Annotated in this window: 15 protein-coding genes and 1 tRNA gene; 14 read left to right on the top strand and 2 right to left on the bottom strand. The window is 64.8% G+C overall.

Features of this window, described 5'->3' with window-relative positions; translation table 11 throughout:
• Positions 1 to 85 precede the first annotated feature (85 nt).
• A tRNA-Glu gene (locus A39O_RS0111085) sits at positions 86 to 161 on the bottom strand.
• 127 nt (positions 162 to 288) lie between these two features.
• Here A39O_RS0111085 and pcnB point away from each other — a divergent pair.
• From pcnB to panD, 5 genes are all read left to right on the top strand, one after another.
• Entirely contained in the window at positions 289 to 1,620 is a 1,332-nt protein-coding gene (pcnB, locus tag A39O_RS0111090; RefSeq protein ID WP_020504726.1) for a polynucleotide adenylyltransferase PcnB, read from the top strand.
• Between the two features lie 2 nt (positions 1,621 to 1,622).
• Positions 1,623 to 2,153, top strand: a complete 531-nt coding sequence (gene folK, locus A39O_RS0111095) for a 2-amino-4-hydroxy-6-hydroxymethyldihydropteridine diphosphokinase (RefSeq protein WP_020504727.1) — start codon at positions 1,623 to 1,625, stop codon at positions 2,151 to 2,153.
• A 339-nt stretch (positions 2,154 to 2,492) separates the two neighbouring features.
• Positions 2,493 to 3,293, top strand: a complete 801-nt coding sequence (panB, locus tag A39O_RS0111100) for a 3-methyl-2-oxobutanoate hydroxymethyltransferase (RefSeq protein ID WP_020504728.1) — start codon at positions 2,493 to 2,495, stop codon at positions 3,291 to 3,293.
• 160 nt (positions 3,294 to 3,453) lie between these two features.
• Positions 3,454 to 4,305 carry a pantoate--beta-alanine ligase gene (gene panC / locus A39O_RS0111105; protein ID WP_020504729.1) on the top strand — a complete coding sequence of 284 codons (852 nt, stop codon included), beginning with the start codon at positions 3,454 to 3,456 and terminating at the stop codon, positions 4,303 to 4,305.
• 154 nt (positions 4,306 to 4,459) lie between these two features.
• A complete protein-coding gene (gene panD, locus A39O_RS0111110) occupies positions 4,460 to 4,840 on the top strand; it encodes an aspartate 1-decarboxylase (RefSeq protein WP_020504730.1) in 381 nt (126 codons plus the stop codon).
• A 146-nt stretch (positions 4,841 to 4,986) separates the two neighbouring features.
• Here the strand turns inward: panD and glgA are convergent, their stop codons facing one another.
• Complete coding sequence (gene glgA / locus A39O_RS0111115; protein WP_020504731.1) at positions 4,987 to 6,522, bottom strand: glycogen synthase GlgA; 1,536 nt, start codon at positions 6,520 to 6,522, stop codon at positions 4,987 to 4,989.
• A 126-nt stretch (positions 6,523 to 6,648) separates the two neighbouring features.
• Here glgA and zwf (A39O_RS0111120) point away from each other — a divergent pair, with 126 nt between their 5' ends.
• The 9 genes from zwf (A39O_RS0111120) (at position 6,649) to A39O_RS36500 (ending at position 18,386) form a co-directional block, all read left to right on the top strand.
• Positions 6,649 to 8,130, top strand: coding sequence for a glucose-6-phosphate dehydrogenase (gene zwf / locus A39O_RS0111120; protein WP_020504732.1), 1,482 nt, complete (start codon positions 6,649 to 6,651; stop codon positions 8,128 to 8,130).
• Between the two features lie 214 nt (positions 8,131 to 8,344).
• Positions 8,345 to 9,991 (top strand): glucose-6-phosphate isomerase, encoded by a 1,647-nt coding sequence (pgi, locus tag A39O_RS0111125; protein WP_020504733.1) that lies wholly within the window; start codon positions 8,345 to 8,347, stop codon positions 9,989 to 9,991.
• A 16-nt stretch (positions 9,992 to 10,007) separates the two neighbouring features.
• The gene (gene glgX, locus A39O_RS0111130; protein ID WP_040527733.1) at positions 10,008 to 12,116 is read left to right on the top strand and encodes a glycogen debranching protein GlgX; all 2,109 of its coding nucleotides are present in this window, start codon (positions 10,008 to 10,010) and stop codon (positions 12,114 to 12,116) included.
• 391 nt (positions 12,117 to 12,507) lie between these two features.
• Complete coding sequence (gnd, locus tag A39O_RS0111135; protein WP_020504735.1) at positions 12,508 to 13,524, top strand: phosphogluconate dehydrogenase (NAD(+)-dependent, decarboxylating); 1,017 nt, start codon at positions 12,508 to 12,510, stop codon at positions 13,522 to 13,524.
• Positions 13,525 to 13,604: 80 nt separating this feature from the next.
• Positions 13,605 to 15,143: a glucose-6-phosphate dehydrogenase gene (gene zwf / locus A39O_RS0111140; RefSeq protein WP_020504736.1), complete on the top strand. Its 1,539-nt coding sequence runs from the start codon at positions 13,605 to 13,607 to the stop codon at positions 15,141 to 15,143.
• Positions 15,140 to 15,802: a tetratricopeptide repeat protein gene (locus tag A39O_RS0111145; protein WP_020504737.1), complete on the top strand. Its 663-nt coding sequence runs from the start codon at positions 15,140 to 15,142 to the stop codon at positions 15,800 to 15,802. Before zwf (A39O_RS0111140) ends, A39O_RS0111145 begins: the two co-directional genes overlap by 4 nt.
• A gap of 54 nt (positions 15,803 to 15,856) precedes the next feature.
• Complete coding sequence (locus A39O_RS0111150) at positions 15,857 to 16,654, top strand: Cof-type HAD-IIB family hydrolase (protein ID WP_020504738.1); 798 nt, start codon at positions 15,857 to 15,859, stop codon at positions 16,652 to 16,654.
• A gap of 599 nt (positions 16,655 to 17,253) precedes the next feature.
• A complete protein-coding gene (locus A39O_RS36495; protein ID WP_157639970.1) occupies positions 17,254 to 17,775 on the top strand; it encodes a GspH/FimT family pseudopilin in 522 nt (173 codons plus the stop codon).
• A complete protein-coding gene (locus A39O_RS36500; RefSeq protein ID WP_020504740.1) occupies positions 17,772 to 18,386 on the top strand; it encodes a type IV pilus modification PilV family protein in 615 nt (204 codons plus the stop codon). The genes A39O_RS36495 and A39O_RS36500 overlap by 4 nt, the downstream gene beginning before the upstream one ends.
• Positions 18,387 to 18,434 lie beyond the last annotated feature (48 nt).

Consider the following 18,434-nt stretch of genomic DNA (forward strand, 5'->3'; position numbering starts at 1 on the left):
CCGCCCGAGCTAGACCAAATATTCGGAAAAGCTTCGGACGGTCACGGCGACAGTCGGAGAAACCGAGCTAACCACCTGATCTAATTGGCGCTCCCTAGGGGTTTCGAACCCCTGTTACCGACGTGAGAGGCCGGTGTCCTAGGCCACTAGACGAAGGGAGCGGTACGGATGCGAAGAAGCGCGTATTATACGGAGTTCCCGCCGCACAACAAGCGGCGGTTACACTCAGTCGATGTCAGGCAACCGTCGAACCCCACTCCAGACCTGTAAGGACTCCCCGATCACGTGATGCAGGAATACGACCCCGAGGCACCGCGCACCTCCACCGCGGCGGGTCCGCTGATCGTGCCGCGCCCCGAGCACAACATCTCACGCGCCAATATCAGCGAGCAGGCCCTGAAGGTGCTCTACAAATTGAAGCAGGAAGGCTTCGCTGCCCATCTGGTGGGAGGCGGCGTGCGCGACCTGCTGTTGGGCCACGAGCCCAAAGACTTCGATGTGGCCACCGATGCCACCCCTGAACAGGTTCGTCAGGTCTTTCGCAACTGCCGTCTGATCGGCCGCCGGTTCCGTCTCGCCCATGTGCACTTCGGCCGCGAGATCATCGAGGTCGCCACCTTCCGCGCCGGCGGGGCGGACGATGTGGACGCGGAGCGCCATGTCGAGAATGGCATGATCCTGCGCGACAATGTGTACGGATCCATCGAGGAGGACGCCCTGCGGCGGGACTTCACGATCAACGCGCTCTATTACAACATCAATGATTTCTCATTGATCGACTACACCGGGGGCATCAACGATCTGCGCAACGGGCAGTTGCGCCTGATCGGCGACCCCACCCGACGCTACCGCGAGGACCCGGTGCGGATGCTGCGCGCGGTGCGTTTCGCCTGCAAACTCGGGTTCGCGGTGGAACCCGACAGCGAGCGCCCCCTGTTCGAACTCGGGCACCTGCTCGGCGACATCGCCGCGGCCCGCCTGTTCGACGAGTTGATCAAGCTGTTCCACACCGGCTACGGGCTCGAAACCTTCGAGAAACTCCGTCATTACGGACTCTTCGGATATCTGTTCCCGGCCACCGAAACCTGCCTGGCGCAGGAGGACCACGCCTTCCCCATCACCTTCGTGAGCCGCGGCCTGCGCACGACGGACGAGCGGATTGCGCAAGGCAAGCCCGTGGCGCCTTTCTTTCTGTACGCGGTCCTGTTGTGGGAGCCGGTGCGGCAACGTTACGAACAACTCCTGGCCAAGGGGACGGTGGACACCGACGCGATGCTGCAGGCGGCCGACGAGGTCTGCGCCCGCCAGCAACCCCTGGTGTCCATTCCGAAACGTTACTCGCTGCCGATGCGCGAGATCTGGTATCTCCAGTTGCGCCTGCTGCAGCGCGACGGCAAGCGGCCGTCACGCCTGATCGGTCATCCCCGCTTCCGCGCCGCCTATGACTTTCTGGTGCTGCGGGCAGAGGCCGGGGAGGCCGATCCGGAACTTGCCGATTGGTGGACGCGCTATCAGGAGGCCGACCCGGCGAACCGCACGACCATGATCGAGGGCAGCGTCAAACGCAAACGCCCGCGGCGGCGGCGTAAGCCCGCGGCGGCCAGCCCGATCGCGGGGTAGCGATGGCGCGACCTGAGCGACATCCGCCGGTCATGGCCTATATCGGACTGGGCAGCAACCTGGCGGATCCGCAGACGCAGGTGTTGCGCGCCCTGGACGAACTCGCCCTGATTCCCGGCTGCACCCTGTGCTTTCGCTCCTCGCTCTATGCCACTGCGCCGGTCGGCCCGGTGGCACAACCCCAGTTCATCAACGCGGCGGCCTCGATCGCGACCACGCTGACACCGCCGGCACTGCTCGCGGCGCTGCAAGCGATCGAGCATGCCCATGGCCGGGTGCGCGACGGCGTCCGCTGGGGACCGCGCAGTCTCGACCTGGACCTCCTGGTCTTCGGTGAACTCACGCTGAATACGCCCGCTCTGGTCCTGCCGCATCCCGAGATCGCACGCCGCGCCTTCGTCCTGGTCCCGCTCGCTGAGATCGCGCCGTCCCGGCTCCTGATCCCCGGGCAGGGGCTGCTGATGGATCTGGTCGCCGCCCTCGATGGCCCGTACGATGTCCAACTGATTCCGGATCAGGCCGGACAGGTTTAAGGTGATTTCCGGGGAAGGGGCTACCGACGTGTTGGGGCGACTAAAGTCGCCCTTATATCCGCCGTACAGCGATAGCCTTTGTACCTGATATCCAGACAGACCCTTGGTGTAGGGGCGGGTTTGAAACCCGCCTCTACGTCCGGTTATCACGTCCGAATGCCATGTTACGGATCTTGCCGGCATACCCAGTCGGGATGTTCATTTCCGGCAATCGCCTAAACCGACTGGCGCGCCTGCGCCGCCCGCATTATCCTTGCGGCTGTCTGGGACACCCGCACCCGACCGAATGCCATAGCGCCCGCTGCGACCACCCCCGCGATCCAACCCGGAGTCCCCCCAATGCCCGCCGCGCCGATCTCAGTCGCGACGCTCGCCGCCATGAAAACCCGCGGCGAGCGCATCACCTGTTTGACCTGCTATGACGCGAGTTTTGCCCGACTGCTCGATGCCGCCGGCCTGGACGTCCTGTTGGTCGGCGACTCACTCGGGATGGTCCTGCAAGGACACTCGACCACGGTACCGGTCACGGTCGATCAGATGGTCTACCACACCGCGTGCGTAGCGCGCGGTCGCACCCATGCCCTGCTGATCGCCGATCTGCCCTTTCTTGCCTGTGCCACCCCGGAATGGGCGCTCACCCATGCCGCCCGCCTGATGCAGGAAGGCGGCGCACAGGTCGTCAAACTGGAGGGCGGCGCCAGCGTGGTGGAAACGGTGCGGCGCCTGACCGAACAGGGGGTGCCGGTCTGCGCCCACCTCGGGCTGCTGCCCCAATCAGTCAACCGCATCGGCGGTTATCGTTTTCAGGGGCGCGACCCGGACTCGGCCCAGCGCATCCGCCAGGATGCCCTGGCACTCCAGGAGGCCGGTGCCAGTCTGCTGGTATTGGAATGCGTACCGGCCGCCCTGGCCGAGGCCATCAGCCGCGCGCTGACCATCCCGGTCATCGGCATCGGCGCCGGAGCCGGATGCGACGGCCAGGTGCTGGTCCTCCACGACATGCTGGGCTTGAATTCCCGGCCGCCGCGTTTCAGCAGGGATTTCCTGAAAGGTCAGGGTGCAGTGTCGGAGGCGCTCGCCGCCTATGTGGCGGCCGTCAGGGCCGGCAGTTTCCCCGGTACCGAAGAAACGCCCTATTAAACAACAAATACTATCGTTGTGATCTGGCTCCCACGCTCCAGCGTGGGAGCAAGTCGCGACGCTCCGGCGTCGCGTGGCGCCACTGGCCGCTGGAGCGGCCGGACGGCATTCCCACGCTGGAGCGTGGGAACGAGAAACTGAGGAATCCGAGGCCCCCCCAATGCACATCGTTGAACTACTGGATGACCTGCGCGGCCAGTGCCGCGCCTGGCGGGCCGCGGGCGAACGGATCGCCTTCGTGCCAACCATGGGCAACCTCCACGAGGGCCATATCACCCTGATCCGCGAGGCGCGCAAACACGCGCCGCGGGTGGTGGCGAGCATCTTCGTCAACCCGCTGCAATTCAGCCCCACCGAGGATTTAGCCGCCTACCCGCGGACCCCGGAACGCGACGCGGCGCTGCTCACCGACGCCGGCTGTGACCTGCTGTTCACCCCAGGCGTCGACACCATATACCCGCACGGACAGGAGACGCACACCCGGGTCGAGGTGCCCGGGGTCAGCGACCTCCTGTGTGGAGCGAGTCGGCCGGGCCATTTCATCGGCGTGGCGACTATTGTCTGCAAGCTCCTGAACATGGTCCAACCGGACCTGGCGTTGTTCGGGGAAAAGGATTTCCAACAATGCCTCGTCATCCGCCGGATGGTTGCGGACCTGGCGCTGCCGGTGGCCATCATCACGGTGCCCACGGTCAGGGAAGCGGACGGCTTGGCCATGAGCTCGCGCAACGGATATCTTACCGCCGCCGAGCGCGCGCGCGCGCCGGTGATCCACCGGGCCTTGACCGCCGCGGCCCAGGAACTTTGCGCCGGGACAGCACCGCCTGAGGCGGAGGCCCAGGTGATCGCGGCCATTGCGGACGCGGGGCTGCGACCTGACTATGTCAGTGTGCGACGGGCCGTGGACCTGGGGCAGCCGACCGCGGCGGATCGGGATCTGGTCATTTTGGCAGCGGCCTATCTGGGCCGGGCGCGACTGATCGATAACCTGCGCCTGATTCGGCCGAACTGATGACTGCTTGAGCCATTTGACCACACAAACGATGGTGCGGCGCAGCAAATTCTGCGCTAGAATCTTCACCTATCTGCAATAAATCGGGTTTTTTTACGGGATTTCAGGCCCTAACGACCCCCCGGCCCGAGCGGCCAAGCGGAGGACAAAACACATGCAACTGACCTTGCTGAAATGCAAGCTGCACCGGGCCTGCGTGACCCATGCCGAAGTGGACTATGAGGGCTCCTGCGCGATCGACGAGGAGCTGCTGCGTCTCGCCGGCATCCGGGAGTATGAGCAGATCCAAATCTATAACGTCACCAATGGCGAACGCTTCACCACCTACGCCATCCGCGCCGCGGCCGGCTCACGGGTGATCTCGGTCAACGGGGCAGCCGCGCACCGGGCAGCCCCCGGTGATCGGGTGATCATCTGCGCCTACGCCGGGATGAGCGAACAAGAGGCACGACTCTTCAAACCCGCCCTGGTCTACCTGGACGAGGCCAATCGGGTGACCCGCACCGGCGAATCGATCCCCGCGCAGGCCGCCTGAGCGAGTGATCGACGGGGCGATCGTGTGGGCCTTGATCGTAATCCCGGCCAGCGGCGTGCGTAGTCAGGGCTTCCAGCCCTGACGGTGTCAGGCCAGGATGGCCTGACTACGCACCCGGCGAGCCCAATGCCAACCGCGCCCGGATATCAGCCCGGCGCCGCCTCGTTCACCCCGGACGTGGCAATGCGCCGATCGGCGATAGCCTCCTCATAGAGGCGGACGTAGGAGCGCGCGCTGGCCTCCCAACTGAAGTCCCGCGCCATCCCGGTGATCGCCAAGGCGCGCCAGCCGTCCGGATTGCCGCGGTACAGCGCCAGCGCCTGCCTCAGCGCCTGCCCGAGCGCGGCCACGCTCGGCTCCTCAAACAGGAAACCGGTCGCGGCCCCGGCCGCCAGCGTCTCGGCGCCGGCATGAACCACCGTATCGGCCAGGCCGCCGGTGCGGTGAACGATCGGCGGCGTGCCGTAGCGCAAGCTGTAAAGCTGATTGAGCCCGCAGGGCTCGAACCGCGACGGCATCAGAAAGGCGTCACAGCCGGCCTCGATGCGGTGCGCGCGCGTCTCGTCGTAACCGAACGCCACCCCGACCTGACGCGGACGCTCGGTCGCCAGGGCCTGGAGCGCCTCTTCGAGCGGCCGCTCGCCGGAGGCCTGGACCACGAACTGCACATCCGGATCCTGCAGCAGCCCCGGCAGGACGCCGAGAATCAGGTCCAGCCCCTTCTGTTCCACCAGGCGGCCCACATAACCCATCAGGAAGGCGCCTTCATTGCGGGTCAGCCCGAACTCGCGCTGGAGATCCAGCTTGTTCTCCGCCTTCAGATTGAAGGTCGCCGCCTCATAGTTCTGGAGGATCAGCGGATCGGTGGCGGGATTCCAGTCCCGATAGTCGATTCCGTTCAGGATGCCGGAAAAGCGTGACCCGATCTGGCGCAGCAGCCCTTCCAGCCCGCAGCCGCCGCGCACCGTGCGCACCTCCTCCGCATAGGTCGGGCTGACCGTGTTCACCCGATCCGCGAACACGATCCCGCCCTTGATGAAGGACATGCGCTGATGGAACTCGAGCCCGCCCACGCTCCACAGGGCCAGTGGCAAACCGATACGATCGAAGGTTGCGCGGTCGAAGAGCCCCTGATACGCCAGATTGTGAATCGTAAAGACGGTCGCCGGGCGCTCCGGAACACCATGCAGCAGCGCCGGGGCGAGCGCGGTCTGCCAGTCGTTGGCATGCAGCACATCGGGCCGCCAGCCAAGCGCGGGCAGCCCCGCGGCAAGCTGCGCCACGACTCGGCTGAACAACAGGAAGCGCTCCGCGTTATCGCCCCAGTCGCGCCCGGACAGGTCGGTATAGGGATTGCCCTCACGGCAGAAATACTCAGGCGCATCGACCAGATAGACCGGCACTTCATGATCCGGCAGCCGGCCCTCGATGATACGCACCGGGCCCTTGGCCCCCGCGATGGCAACCTCGCAGAGCGCGCTGGACTCACGTAGCTGTCGTGCGGCACGCGGATAGCCAGGCATAATCAACCGGGCGTCGTGCCCGAGATCATGCAGGGCGATGGGCAAGCTGCCGGCCACGTCGGCCAGGCCGCCGGTCTTGATCAGGGGGTGCGCCTCACTGCTGGCCACCAGGACCCGCAGGCCGGCCAGGCTCGGGTGCCGATCGGGTGATTGGTCCATAACGGGTCCCTGCATCTGGCAGGACGCCGCGGGCGTCCTTGGGGTGGATTGGGGTTGCCACCAGATGTGGCAGTTTTTTGACGACGGCCACGTTAGCACATTTTTCCTTCGTCGAAAGGGGCTTCCATGTTGGATTCATGCACCATTGTCATCTTCGGGGCCACCGGCAACCTGGCGGGTCTCAAGCTCCTGCCGGCACTCTATTATCTGGAGGCGGCGGGGCACCTGCATCCGCAGACCCGCATCCTGGGCTGCGGCCGTCGGCCCTGGTCGGATGCGCAGTGGCGCGACGTGGTCCAGGGCATGCTGGCCGCGCGGATCAAGGGCGGCCCGCAAGCGGCGGTGCTGGAGCCGCTGCTGGCCCGCCTGCATTTCGCCGAGGGTGACCTGGAGACCCCCGCGGGCTATGCCGAACTCGCCCGGCGCTTGCGCGACGAAGCGCAGTTCCCGAACAACCGGGTCTTTTATCTTGCCATCGCACCGCATCACTACGCCATCGTGGCGGAGCAACTGACGGCGCGGGGACTGCACGCGCAGGACCACGGCTGGTCCCGCCTGGTCGTGGAAAAACCCTTCGGCTTCGATCAGGAGAGCGCCCGCATCCTGGACCAACACCTGCGCCGCTGCTTCACCGAGGACCAGGTCTACCGGATCGATCACTATCTCGGCAAGAACACGGTGCAGAACATCCTGGTGTTCCGCTTCGCCAACCTCATGCTCGAACCCCTGTGGAACCGCAACTATATCGATCATGTGCAGATCTCCCATGCCGAGTCCCAGGGCATCGGCGAGCGGGCGGGCTTCTATGACGGGGTGGGGGCGCTGCGCGACATGATTCAAAGCCACTTGTTGCAGTTGCTCACCCTGGTCGCCATGGAGCCGCCGCCCAGTCTGGACGCCGAGGCCCTGCGCGATGAGAAGGTGAAGGTGCTGCGCTCGATCCGGCCGATCCCGCGGTCGGCAGTCCACGCCCAGGCGTTGCGCGCCCAGTACGCGCCGGGCCAGGATTCCCAGGGCAAGGTGCCTGGGTACCTGGAAGAACCGGGGATTGCCGCGAACAGCACGACCGAGACCTACGCCGCACTCAAGCTCTATATCGACAACTGGCGCTGGCGCAACGTCCCCTTTTACCTGCGCACCGGCAAGCGACTGACCGGCACCAACTCCATGATCGCCATCCGCTTCAAGCACCCGCCGCAGCAGTTGTTCCAACCGACCCCCATCACACGGCTCAAGCCAAACTGGATCCTGCTCAACCTGCAGCCGCACGAGTGCATGCGCCTGGAACTCCAGGTCAAGCAGCCGGGGCTCGAGATGCGCACCCGCACCGAACGTTTGGACGCCTCCTCCTGCACCCTGTCTCCCGAGCACAACGAAGCCTACGAGGCCCTGATCCTGGATGTGATCGCCGGGGATCACACCCACTTCCTGCGTGCCGATGAGGTCAACTGGGCTTGGCAGGTGGTGGACCCGGTGTTGCAGTTGTGGGCCACCGAGCGGGACTACATTCCGACCTACGCTGCCGGGTCCTGGGGACCGGCAGAGGCCAGCCGGCTGTTCGATCGGGAGGATCAGGACTGGCGCAACGGGCTCGACGACGCCGACTGAAGCGGCCCAATTGCGGCCAGCCTGGAACCACCGGTCGTGCTAGGCTTGGCACGCTCCGCACGGGGCTCGGACAGCATCGACCGAACCAGAATACAGCCTTCGGACGTGATAACCAGACGTAGGGGCGGGTTTTAAACCCGCCCCTACACTAAGGGTCAGGTACGAAGGCTATAACGCTACCGCCAACAAGAGTTACCAACCAAAGGAGAAGCCCATGTCGCTCGTCACACAGACCCCCCAATGGCAGGCCCTGGAACGGCACTGGCAGCAACTGAAAGACACGCGGATGCGCGACCTGTTCGCGGCCGACCCCAAGCGCGCCGCGGCCATGACCCTGTCCGCCGCCGGACTGCGGGTCGACTTCTCCAAGAACCTGATCGAGCCCCAGACGCTCAAGCTCCTGTTCGACCTGGCGCAGGCCGTGGATCTGCAGGGCTGGACCCGACGCATGTTCGCGGGCGACCAGATCAACAACACCGAGCAACGGGCCGTGCTCCACGTGGCCCTGCGCAACCGGTCGAACCGGCCGATCTATGTCGATGGCGCGGACGTGATGCCGCAAATCAACGCGGTGCTGGAACGCATGGCCGTATTCGTCGCGCAGGTCCGCTCCGGCGACTGGAAGGGTTTCACGGGCCGCGCCATCACCGACGTGGTCAACATCGGTATCGGCGGCTCCAACCTCGGACCCAAGATGGTCTGCGCCGCGCTGGGTCCTTACCTCAGCGACACGCTGCGCGTCCATTTCGTGTCCAACATCGACGGCACCCACCTCGCCGAGACCGTCCGCCATCTCGACCCCGCCACCACCCTTTTCGTGGTGGCCTCCAAAACCTTCACCACCCAGGAAACCATGACCAACGCGAACAGCGCGCGGGACTGGACCCTGGCGGCGCTGCAGGACCCGGCGGCAGTGGCCCGTCACTTCGTGGCCGTGTCGACCAATGGCGACAAGGTCGCGGAATTCGGTATCGACACCGCCAACATGTTCGGCTTCTGGGACTGGGTGGGCGGACGCTACTCACTGTGGTCCGCCATCGGCCTGCCGATCGCCCTGGCCGTCGGCTTCGACCGTTTCGTGGAACTGCTGGAAGGCGCCCATGCGATGGACGAGCACTTCCGGGATGCGGACCTCAGTGAAAACATCCCCGCCATCCTGGGCCTGATCGGGGTCTGGTATGCCAACTTCGCCGGCGCCCGCACGCACGCCGTGCTGCCCTATGACCAGTATCTGCGCTTCCTGCCCGCCTATCTGCAACAGGGCGATATGGAGAGCAACGGCAAGCGGGTCACCCGTGACGGGGTCGCCGTGGACTACACCACTGGACCCGTGGTCTGGGGCGAGCCCGGCACCGACGGCCAGCACGCCTTCTACCAACTCATCCACCAGGGCACCCAGATGATCCCGGCGGACTTCATCGGTGCCGTCCACAGTCACAACCCGCTGGGCGACCACCACGCCAAGTTCATGGCGAACTATTTCGCCCAAACCGAGGCGCTGATGCGCGGGCGCACCTTCGAGGAGGCCCTGGCCGAACTGCGGGCGGCCGGAATGCCGGAGGAGCGCGCGCAGTTCCTGGCCAGTCACCGCACCTTCCCCGGCAACCGGCCGACCAACAGCATCCTGATGGATCGGCTCACGCCGCACACCCTGGGCGCCCTGATCGCACTCTATGAACACCGTATCTTCACCCAGGGCATTCTCTGGGGCCTCAACTCATTCGATCAGTGGGGCGTGGAACTGGGCAAACAGCTCGCCGGGGTCATCCTGAAGGAACTGCAGGAGGGCCGAGTCTCCGCCGATCATGACGCCTCCACCAGCGCCCTGCTCGAACACTTCATGCGCGGGGCGCGGGCTTAGTCAGGCGGGTATGCGGATGAATCAGTCCCACTATCAGATCGCACCCGGCCACTGGGATCAGGGCGGCGCCACCGTTACCGCGGCGGGGGTGAACTTTTGCGTCTTCAGCCGGCTGGCCGACCGGCTTGAACTCCTGCTGTTCGATCACGTCGAGGCCGCCGCGCCCTTCCAGATCATCTCACTCGACCCCAGGGTCAACCGCACCTTCTACTTCTGGCATGTGCTGGTCCTGGGACTCCCCGACGGTACCTGCTACAACTGGCGCGCCGCGGGCCCGTGCGACACCCGCGAGAGCGGCTGTCGGTTCGACCCCGGCAAGGCGCTCCTGGACCCCTGGGCGACCACCGTGAGTGATCGGCTGTGGGACCGCAAGCGCGCCAAGGTCCGCGGCGACAATCTGGACAGCGCCATGCGCGCCATGGTGGTACGTGACGACTATGACTGGGAGGGCGATGCGCCCATTCACGTCCCGATGAACCGCGCGGTCATCTATGAGATGCATCTCGCCGGTTTCACCCGCCACCCCGCCTCGGGCACCACCCACCCGGGCACCTATCGGGCGCTCATCGAGAAGATCCCCTATCTCCAGCAACTCGGCATCACGCATGTGGAACTGCTGCCGATCATGGCGTTCGACCCCCAGGACGTCCCGCCCGATACCGCCGGGCGCGGGCTGACGAACTACTGGGGCTACAGCACTCACAGCTTCTTCGCTCCCCACCCCCACTTCGCCGTGGATCAGGCACGCGCCCGCGATGAGTTCCGCGATCTGGTCAAGGCCCTGCACCGGGCCGGGATCGGAGTCCTGCTGGATGTCGTCTTCAACCACACCGCCGAGGGCGGCGTGGACGGGCCGACCATCAACCTCAAGGGCCTGGGCAACGAGGTCTTCTATCACCTGGACTTCGACGATCGGCGACTGTATCGGGACTACACCGGCTGCGGCAACACCGTCAACTGTAACCATCCGATCGTCACCCGCTTCCTGGTGGACTCGCTGTTGTACTGGGTGCAGCAGATGCATGTGGACGGCTTCCGCTTCGACCTGGCCAGCGCGCTGGCCCGCGGCGAGGACGGCAATCCGCAATACCACGCCCCCTTGCTGTGGCAAACCGAGTTGTCACCCTACCTGCACCGCGCCCACATCATCGCCGAGGCCTGGGACGCGGCCGGGCTCTATCAGGTGGGTGACTTCCCGGGCTTCCGCTGGGCCGAGTGGAACGGACGCTATCGGGACCTGATCCGCGCGTTCGTGCGCGGCGACCCTGGCCTGATCCCGGAGGTGGCCACCCGCCTGGCCGGTTCGAGCGACCTTTACGAAGCGCGCGGGCGCCTGCCCATCAACTCGGTGAACTTCGTCACCTGTCATGACGGCTTCAGCCTTTGGGATCTGGTGAGCTACGACCGCAAGCACAACGAATCCAATGGAGAACAGAACCGCGACGGCGGCGATCACAACATCAGTTGGAACTGCGGCGTCGAAGGGCCGAGCGACGACCCCGATATTGTCGCGCTGCGCCGCCGCCAGGCCCGTAACTTCATCGGCATCCTGATGCTGAGCCAGGGGGTACCGATGCTGCTGGCGGGCGACGAAGTCCTGCACTCCCAGCGCGGCAACAACAACACCTACTGCCAGAACAACGCCTTGTCCTGGTTCGACTGGGACCAGGTGCAGGCGAACCAGCCCATGCTGAACTTCGTCCGCGGCATGATCTGTCTGCGCCGCCGCCACCCGAGCCTGACGCGCGACCGCTTTCTCACCGGCCGGCCCGAATCCGGCCAGACGCTGCCCGACATTGCCTGGCACGGGGTCAGCCTCGACGCCCCCGCCTGGGATGATCCCGAGGCGCGCACCCTCGCCTTCACCCTGGCGGGAACCACGGAGGAAGAAGCGCCGCTGCACGCGATGTTCAACATGGGGGAGGAAGCGCAGACGTTCGCGGTGCCGGTGCTGCCGGGCCGGCGTTGGACCCTGGCGGTCGACACCACCGCGGAACCGGGCGTCTATCCGCCGGATATCCCGGCACCGCTCGTCGCCGGCTGCATCCGGGTGGGACCGCGCAGCCTGGTGGTGCTCGAAGCGCAGGGTAGCGTGCGCGCAACCATTGAAATCAACCAGACCTGAAATCCAGTGTCGTTGTGGCTTTCGTTGTCGTTGTCGTTGTCGTAATCGTAATCGGAGAAGCGATGCCACGGGTCATGAGCAACACGATGTCTACCGGGTTTCGACCCGGTCCGCGGCTTGGGCGTAAGACGCTGTGATCTGACTCCCACGCTCCAGCGTGGAGCCAAGTCACGACGCGGAAGCCGTCGCTCGGCGCCACCGGCCGCTGGAGCGGCCGGACGGCATTCCCACGCTGGAGCGTGGGAACGAGAAAACGGCATTCCCACGCTGGAGCGTGGGAACGAGAAAAACGAGAAAAAACCTCGATTACGATTACGACAACGACAACGACGCTACGCTACGCGCCTTCAAGATCAGCCCACAGCGGTACATCAACCAGAGGAATCACGCCATGCAACTCGGAATGATCGGTCTCGGCCGGATGGGCGCCAATATGGTCCTGCGCTTGCTGCGCGCCGGGCACCAATGTGTGGTCTACGATCGGGATGCCGCGGCGGCGGCCGCGCTGGTCGCGGAGGGGGCGGTGGCCGCCGCCGACCTGGCCGATTTCTGCGCCCGGCTCGCCCCGCCGCGCAACGCCTGGATCATGGTGCCGGCCGCCGTGGTCGATCATGTCATCGATGACCTGGTACCCCACCTGAGCGCGGGCGACACCCTGATCGACGGGGGGAACTCCAATTATCGCGACGATCTGGCCCATGCCGAACGGCTGCGGCCCCTGGGCATTCACTTCGTCGACTGCGGCACCAGCGGCGGCGTCTGGGGCCTGGAGCGCGGTTACTGCCTGATGATCGGCGGCGATACCGAGGCCGTGGAGCGTCTCGACCCCATCTTCGCCACCCTTGCCCCCGGCATCGGCTCGATCGAGCGCACCACCGGGCGCGACGGCCCGCCGAACCGCGCCGAACATGGCTATCTGCACTGCGGCCAGAGCGGCGCCGGTCACTTCGTGAAGATGGTCCACAACGGCATCGAGTACGCCCTGATGGCCGCCTATGCGGAGGGCTTCAATCTCCTCAAACATGCCGGCGTCGGCCGCGCCGACCGGCCGGCCGATGCCGAGACCGCGCCCTTGAGCAATCCGGAGCACTATCAGTACGACATCGACCTGGCCGCGGTCGCCGAGGTGTGGCGGCGCGGCAGCGTCGTCGCCTCCTGGCTGCTGGATCTGAGCGCCAACGCCCTGCTGGCCGATCCGGACCTCAAGCAGTTCGGCGGACGGGTGTCCGACTCCGGCGAGGGACGCTGGACGGCACTCGCCGCCATCGAAACCGGAACCCCGGCGCCGCTGCTGACGACCGCGCTCTATGAACGTTTCAACTCCCGCGGCGAGGCCGACTTCGCCAATCAGTTGCTCTCGGCCATGCGCTACCAGTTCGGCGGGCACCATGAAAAACCCAAGGAGTAAACACCTCGACCCATAAACGAGACGTATCTATAGACCTTTTGCTTCGCCGACCTCAGGAGAGATCCGTGTCACACCAGCACATGAGTTCCGAGACAGCCGCGCCGGCCCCGCCCTGCGTCATGATCATCTTCGGCGCCGGGGGTGATCTGACCAAGCGCAAGCTGATCCCGGCGCTGTTCCACCTGTGCCATGGCGGGCTGCTGCCGGACACCTTCGCGGTCCTCGGGCTCGACCGGCTGGATCTGGATGACGGCGCTTACCGCGACCTGCTGGCCGCGGAGGTCCGCCAACACGTCGGTAGCGCCTGGGACGCGCAAACCTGGGATCGGCTGTGCGGCCAACTGCACTACATGAAGGCCGATTTCACCGACGTCGAGAGTCACATGGCGCTGTGCGAGCATCTCACGCGCCTTGACGCCGACCGCGGCACCGAGGGTAACTATCTGTTCTATCTCGCCGTTCCGCCCAGCCTGTTCGGCGGCATCACCCGTCTGTTGGGTGAGGTCGGACTCACCGCCGAGGCTGCGGACGACTGGCGCCGGGTGATCATCGAAAAGCCTTTCGGCCACGACCTGGAGTCGGCTCAGGATCTGAACCGGATGCTCCATGAGACCCTGGACGAGGAGCAGATCTACCGCATCGACCACTATCTGGGCAAAGAGACGGTTCAGAACATCATGGTCTTCCGATTCTCCAACGGCTTCATCGAGCCGCTGTGGAACCGCCAGCACATCGACCATGTGCAGATCACGGTGGCCGAGTCGGTGGGCGTCGAACACCGCGGAGCCTATTACGAGGAAGCCGGTGCCCTGCGCGACATGATCCCCAACCACCTGCTGGTCCTCCTGGGCTTTCTGGCGATGGAACCGCCCAACTCATTCGACTCCTGCGCGGTACGCGACGAGATCAACAAGGTCCTGGACGCCATCCAACCGCTGACCCCGGAACAGGTGCTGACTCACGCGGTACGCGGCCAGTACGGCGAGGGCAGCATGCCGAGCAGGGAACAGGTGCAAGCCTATCGCAGCTCACCCGGAGTGGCTCCGAACTCCCGCACCGAGACCTTCGCCGCGCTGAAACTCACCATGGACAACTGGCGCTGGGCCGGCGTGCCGTTTTATCTGCGCACCGGCAAACGCCTGCCCGCCCAATACACCGAGGTCGCTATTCAGTTCAAGAAGGCGCCAACCACCATGTTCAAGGGCATGGATCTCGAGGACATGAATCCGGACATGATGGTGCTGCGCATTCAGCCGGACGAGGGCATCCAGTTGGGCTTCAGCGCCAAGGTTCCGGGGCCGACCATGCGCATCGGCACCGTCAACATGGACTTCTGTTACGCGGACTACTTCGGCAACGCCCCCGCTACCGGCTACGAAACGCTGATCTACGACTGCATGCACGGGGATGCCACCCTGTTCAAGCACGCCGATACGGTCGAGAAGGGTTGGGAGATCGTGGAGTCGGTGATGGACGTCTGGCAGGCCCTGCCGGCCCGCAACTTCCCCAACTATGCCGCCGGCACCTGGGGACCGGAGGCCGCCGAGGACCTGTTGCGGAACGACGGGCGGCGCTGGCGGCCGATCGCCACTCCGAGTCCAACACGCTGCGGACAATGACCCTGCGAACCTGTTTGCTGCTGATCGCGATGGCGCTGAGCGGCCTGCCGGGGGCCGGATCGGCCATCGCCGGCGACCCACAGGCGACCGAGGCGGACTGGGCCATGGTCCCGGCCTGGTGTCGGTTCGCGATGTCCGCGAGAAAGACCAACAACCGGGTCGACCAGATCCCCGACCCCCAAGTGCGCGCCAAAATCCGTGCCCTGGACAACTCCGGCTGCAACGGCTTCCATCATTATTGTTGGGCGCTGATCTGGGCCAATCGCGGCTACTTTACCAGCACCGAAGATCAGGCGCTGCGACGCAGTTATTTCGACTGGGCGATTTCCGATTTTCGATATATTTTCGCGAACTCGGAACCCGGAAACACCTGTTCGCTCTTTCCGGAAAGCTATACGAAGTTGGGTGAAATGAAGCTCCTGATCGGCAAACCCCAAGAAGCCGAGACACATTATCGGGCAGCGCTGAAGCTCAAGCCGGACTATGCGCCTGCCTATGCCGGACTCAGCGACCTGTACGAAACCCAGGGTCACATTGACAAGGCCGTCGCGATCTTGCAAGCCGGCCTCAAGGTCAAGCCCACATCCAGCGCCTTGAAGAAGAAATTCGCCCGCTTGCAGGCGCGTACCGGCGGCGATCTCCGGGAATCGCCTGATTAACGAGTCAAAGCGATGGGGTTCGCTGCGCTCGCCCCATCCGACAGGAGCACCCTTATGTACAAACTCGTGGTCTGTGACCTCGACGGGACCCTGCTCACTCCGGAGCATCGGCTCGGCGACTACACCCTGGCGGTCCTCGCCCGGCTGCGCGAACGCGGTGTCGATCTGATGCTGGCCTCGGGCCGCCACTTTCAGGACATCCGGACTTACGCAAACCAGCTCGGTGGGCACGGCTGCCTGATCTCATCCAACGGCGCCGCGGTCCACGACCGTGAGCTGCGCCTGGTCGATTGCTGGTCACTGGACCCGGCGTGTGTGCGTGCACTCATCAACAACCCCGCGTGGGCGGACGTCCACACGAATGTCTACCGCACCACTGACTGGCTGGTCGCCCGCCCGGAGCCTTACCTGCTGAGCTACCATCAGGACTCCGGCTTCAGCTATCGCATCGTCGATCTGGCGACCATCGACGGCACCCATGCGCTGAAGGTGTTTTTCTTCGGCGATCATGAGCGTCTGCTGGAGATCGAGCGGTCGGTGCTGGATCGCTTCGGTGATCGCGTCACCACCACCTTTTCGCTCCCCGTGACGCTCGAGATCATGGCCCTTGGCGTTTCCAAGGGCGCCGCGCTCGCCGGGGTCGCGCAACGACTGGGGATCGACCTGGCGCAGATTCTCGCCTTCGGTGATGGGATGAACGACCTGGAGATGCTCACCCAGGTCGGCACCGGGGTCATCATGGCGAATGCGGATCCGCGCCTCAAACAGGTGCTGCCGAAACTGGAAGTGATCGGCAGCAACGCGGATGAGTCGGTCGCGCGGCATCTGGAGCAGTTGTTCCTGGTCGACTGAACTCCAGCGCGATCACTGGTCGCGCCCACGCCCTGTGGGAGCGGGCCTGCGGCCGCGCCCAATCCCCGCAGATTCCCGTAGCGGGCGTTGACCAGACTCCCGGCCACTTCGCCGAGCCGCTGCACGCATGCAGGCCGGCGTCCCCCGGCCCAACTCAGGGCCCGCTGCCCCTCGGGAATCCGGATCGGCTCCCGCCATCGTCGAACACCTGCCGCGCCCACCCATCGGCCGCGTCGAGCGCGGCCCACCCGCGATCACACCGCCCCCCCCGACAAACCTCTGGATGGTCGGTCCGCCGCACCTTCGGGGGGACTTGCGAGCCCAATCACGGCAATAAATCCGCCCTTCACTATTCTTTACCTCAGAGGCTTCCGATACCAACGGGGACCAAGACGATTGGCGGAAATTCATGTACCAGATCGCGGGGATCTTCGTCTGCCTGCGAGGTTCGCCGACAGAGGCATCGCCGGACGATGTGACCACCGGGTCGACGTGGAAGGCGGGGCGAACACAAACGCGATGGTGCCTGTTTAACCGAAATCGTCAAAATCCGGCCAGCGGCCACCCCGGTGCCAGGCGCGGAACACGAGCGAAACGAAATGAAAACGCTTAAATATACCCATGGAGTTACCTTGATCGAGTTGATGATCACGCTCAGCATGATTGCGGTGACACTCGGCCTTGGTGTGCCGACGTTCCAGAATTTCCAAGTAGGCATGCAACGTGCCCAAGTGATTGCTGAACTCGTCACGTCCTTGACACTCGCCCGTAGCGAGGCGGCTCGCCGCGGCGGCTCCGTGGAGATCTGCGTGTCGCAGAGCGGGACCGCTTGCTCCACCAGCGATGATCCGGGCTGGCATCACGGCTGGGTCGTATTTGCCGATACCGATCAGGATAATACGATCGACCCCGATGAGATCATCCACATCGCCCGTTTCGAGCACCCGACCTTTTCGCTCACCGGCGACATCTCCGTGGTTGGTGGAATCGTGTTCGACAGCACCGGCTGTCCTGAGGATACTGGTACCTTCAGCTACTGTGACGAGCAAGCATCACGGGAGATCGACCTGAACTACATCGGTCGCTTGAAAATCGTCGAAAGTGATTCAGGTTGCTCATGAACGCACTGGCCCGCATCCCGCCCGAGCCCGAGCCCAAGCCCAAGCGTAGCGATCAGGGTCCGCCCACGCGAGCGTGCACGCGGGGTTTCACCTTGGTCGAGGTCCTGATCACGGCCGGAGTGACCCTGATCGCCTTTGTCGGATTGGCGACCGTCCAGATGCTCGGGTTGCGCGCCGCCACCAGTTCGTTCGAGCGCTCCCAGGCGACCGTGCTCGCCTATGATATTGTCGATCGGATGCGCCTGAATCGCGAAAACAAACCCAAGCCCATTGACAGCGCTCTGGGGGGCGGCTACGACCAAGTACGCGTCTGCAAGACCTGTTCCGTGGACAACGCCGTCACGAGCCCGGCGGGTTTCTCCAATCCCGACACACCGACTGCCAACAGCAATCTTAGCGCTTGGTGGAACGCCATTGACCGCTCCGGACTACCGAATTGGTTTGCCGGCATTGCCCACCTACCACAACAAACGGTCTTCACGGTGTCGGTGCAATGGGATGACGCGCGCGCCGAGAATGGCTCAGACGATCAGGAAGCAACACGACCCTCGTGCCTGGGAACCGACCTATCGGCCTCCACCCAAGAGGTCTGCGTGATGACGCAACTATGACATTCGACCCCATCACTCGGAGAATGGAACGGCCGGCACCGCAGCGAC

This window comes from Lamprocystis purpurea DSM 4197, assembly GCF_000379525.1.
In the GTDB taxonomy this organism is placed as follows: Bacteria; Pseudomonadota; Gammaproteobacteria; order Chromatiales; family Chromatiaceae; genus Thiodictyon; species Thiodictyon purpureum.

Excerpts from the sequence above, each read along its gene's own strand:
- pcnB (WP_020504726.1), top strand. The coding sequence starts at position 289 with ATGCAGGAATACGACCCCGAGGCACCGCGCACCTCCACCGCGGCGGGT.
- folK (WP_020504727.1), top strand. The coding sequence starts at position 1,623 with ATGGCGCGACCTGAGCGACATCCGCCGGTCATGGCCTATATCGGACTG.
- panB (WP_020504728.1), top strand. The coding sequence starts at position 2,493 with ATGCCCGCCGCGCCGATCTCAGTCGCGACGCTCGCCGCCATGAAAACC.
- panC (WP_020504729.1), top strand. The coding sequence starts at position 3,454 with ATGCACATCGTTGAACTACTGGATGACCTGCGCGGCCAGTGCCGCGCC.
- panD (WP_020504730.1), top strand. The coding sequence starts at position 4,460 with ATGCAACTGACCTTGCTGAAATGCAAGCTGCACCGGGCCTGCGTGACC.
- glgA (WP_020504731.1), bottom strand. The coding sequence starts at position 6,522 with ATGGACCAATCACCCGATCGGCACCCGAGCCTGGCCGGCCTGCGGGTC.
- zwf (WP_020504732.1), top strand. The coding sequence starts at position 6,649 with ATGTTGGATTCATGCACCATTGTCATCTTCGGGGCCACCGGCAACCTG.
- pgi (WP_020504733.1), top strand. The coding sequence starts at position 8,345 with ATGTCGCTCGTCACACAGACCCCCCAATGGCAGGCCCTGGAACGGCAC.
- glgX (WP_040527733.1), top strand. The coding sequence starts at position 10,008 with ATGAATCAGTCCCACTATCAGATCGCACCCGGCCACTGGGATCAGGGC.
- gnd (WP_020504735.1), top strand. The coding sequence starts at position 12,508 with ATGCAACTCGGAATGATCGGTCTCGGCCGGATGGGCGCCAATATGGTC.
- zwf (WP_020504736.1), top strand. The coding sequence starts at position 13,605 with ATGAGTTCCGAGACAGCCGCGCCGGCCCCGCCCTGCGTCATGATCATC.
- A39O_RS0111145 (WP_020504737.1), top strand. The coding sequence starts at position 15,140 with ATGACCCTGCGAACCTGTTTGCTGCTGATCGCGATGGCGCTGAGCGGC.
- A39O_RS0111150 (WP_020504738.1), top strand. The coding sequence starts at position 15,857 with ATGTACAAACTCGTGGTCTGTGACCTCGACGGGACCCTGCTCACTCCG.
- A39O_RS36495 (WP_157639970.1), top strand. The coding sequence starts at position 17,254 with ATGAAAACGCTTAAATATACCCATGGAGTTACCTTGATCGAGTTGATG.
- A39O_RS36500 (WP_020504740.1), top strand. The coding sequence starts at position 17,772 with ATGAACGCACTGGCCCGCATCCCGCCCGAGCCCGAGCCCAAGCCCAAG.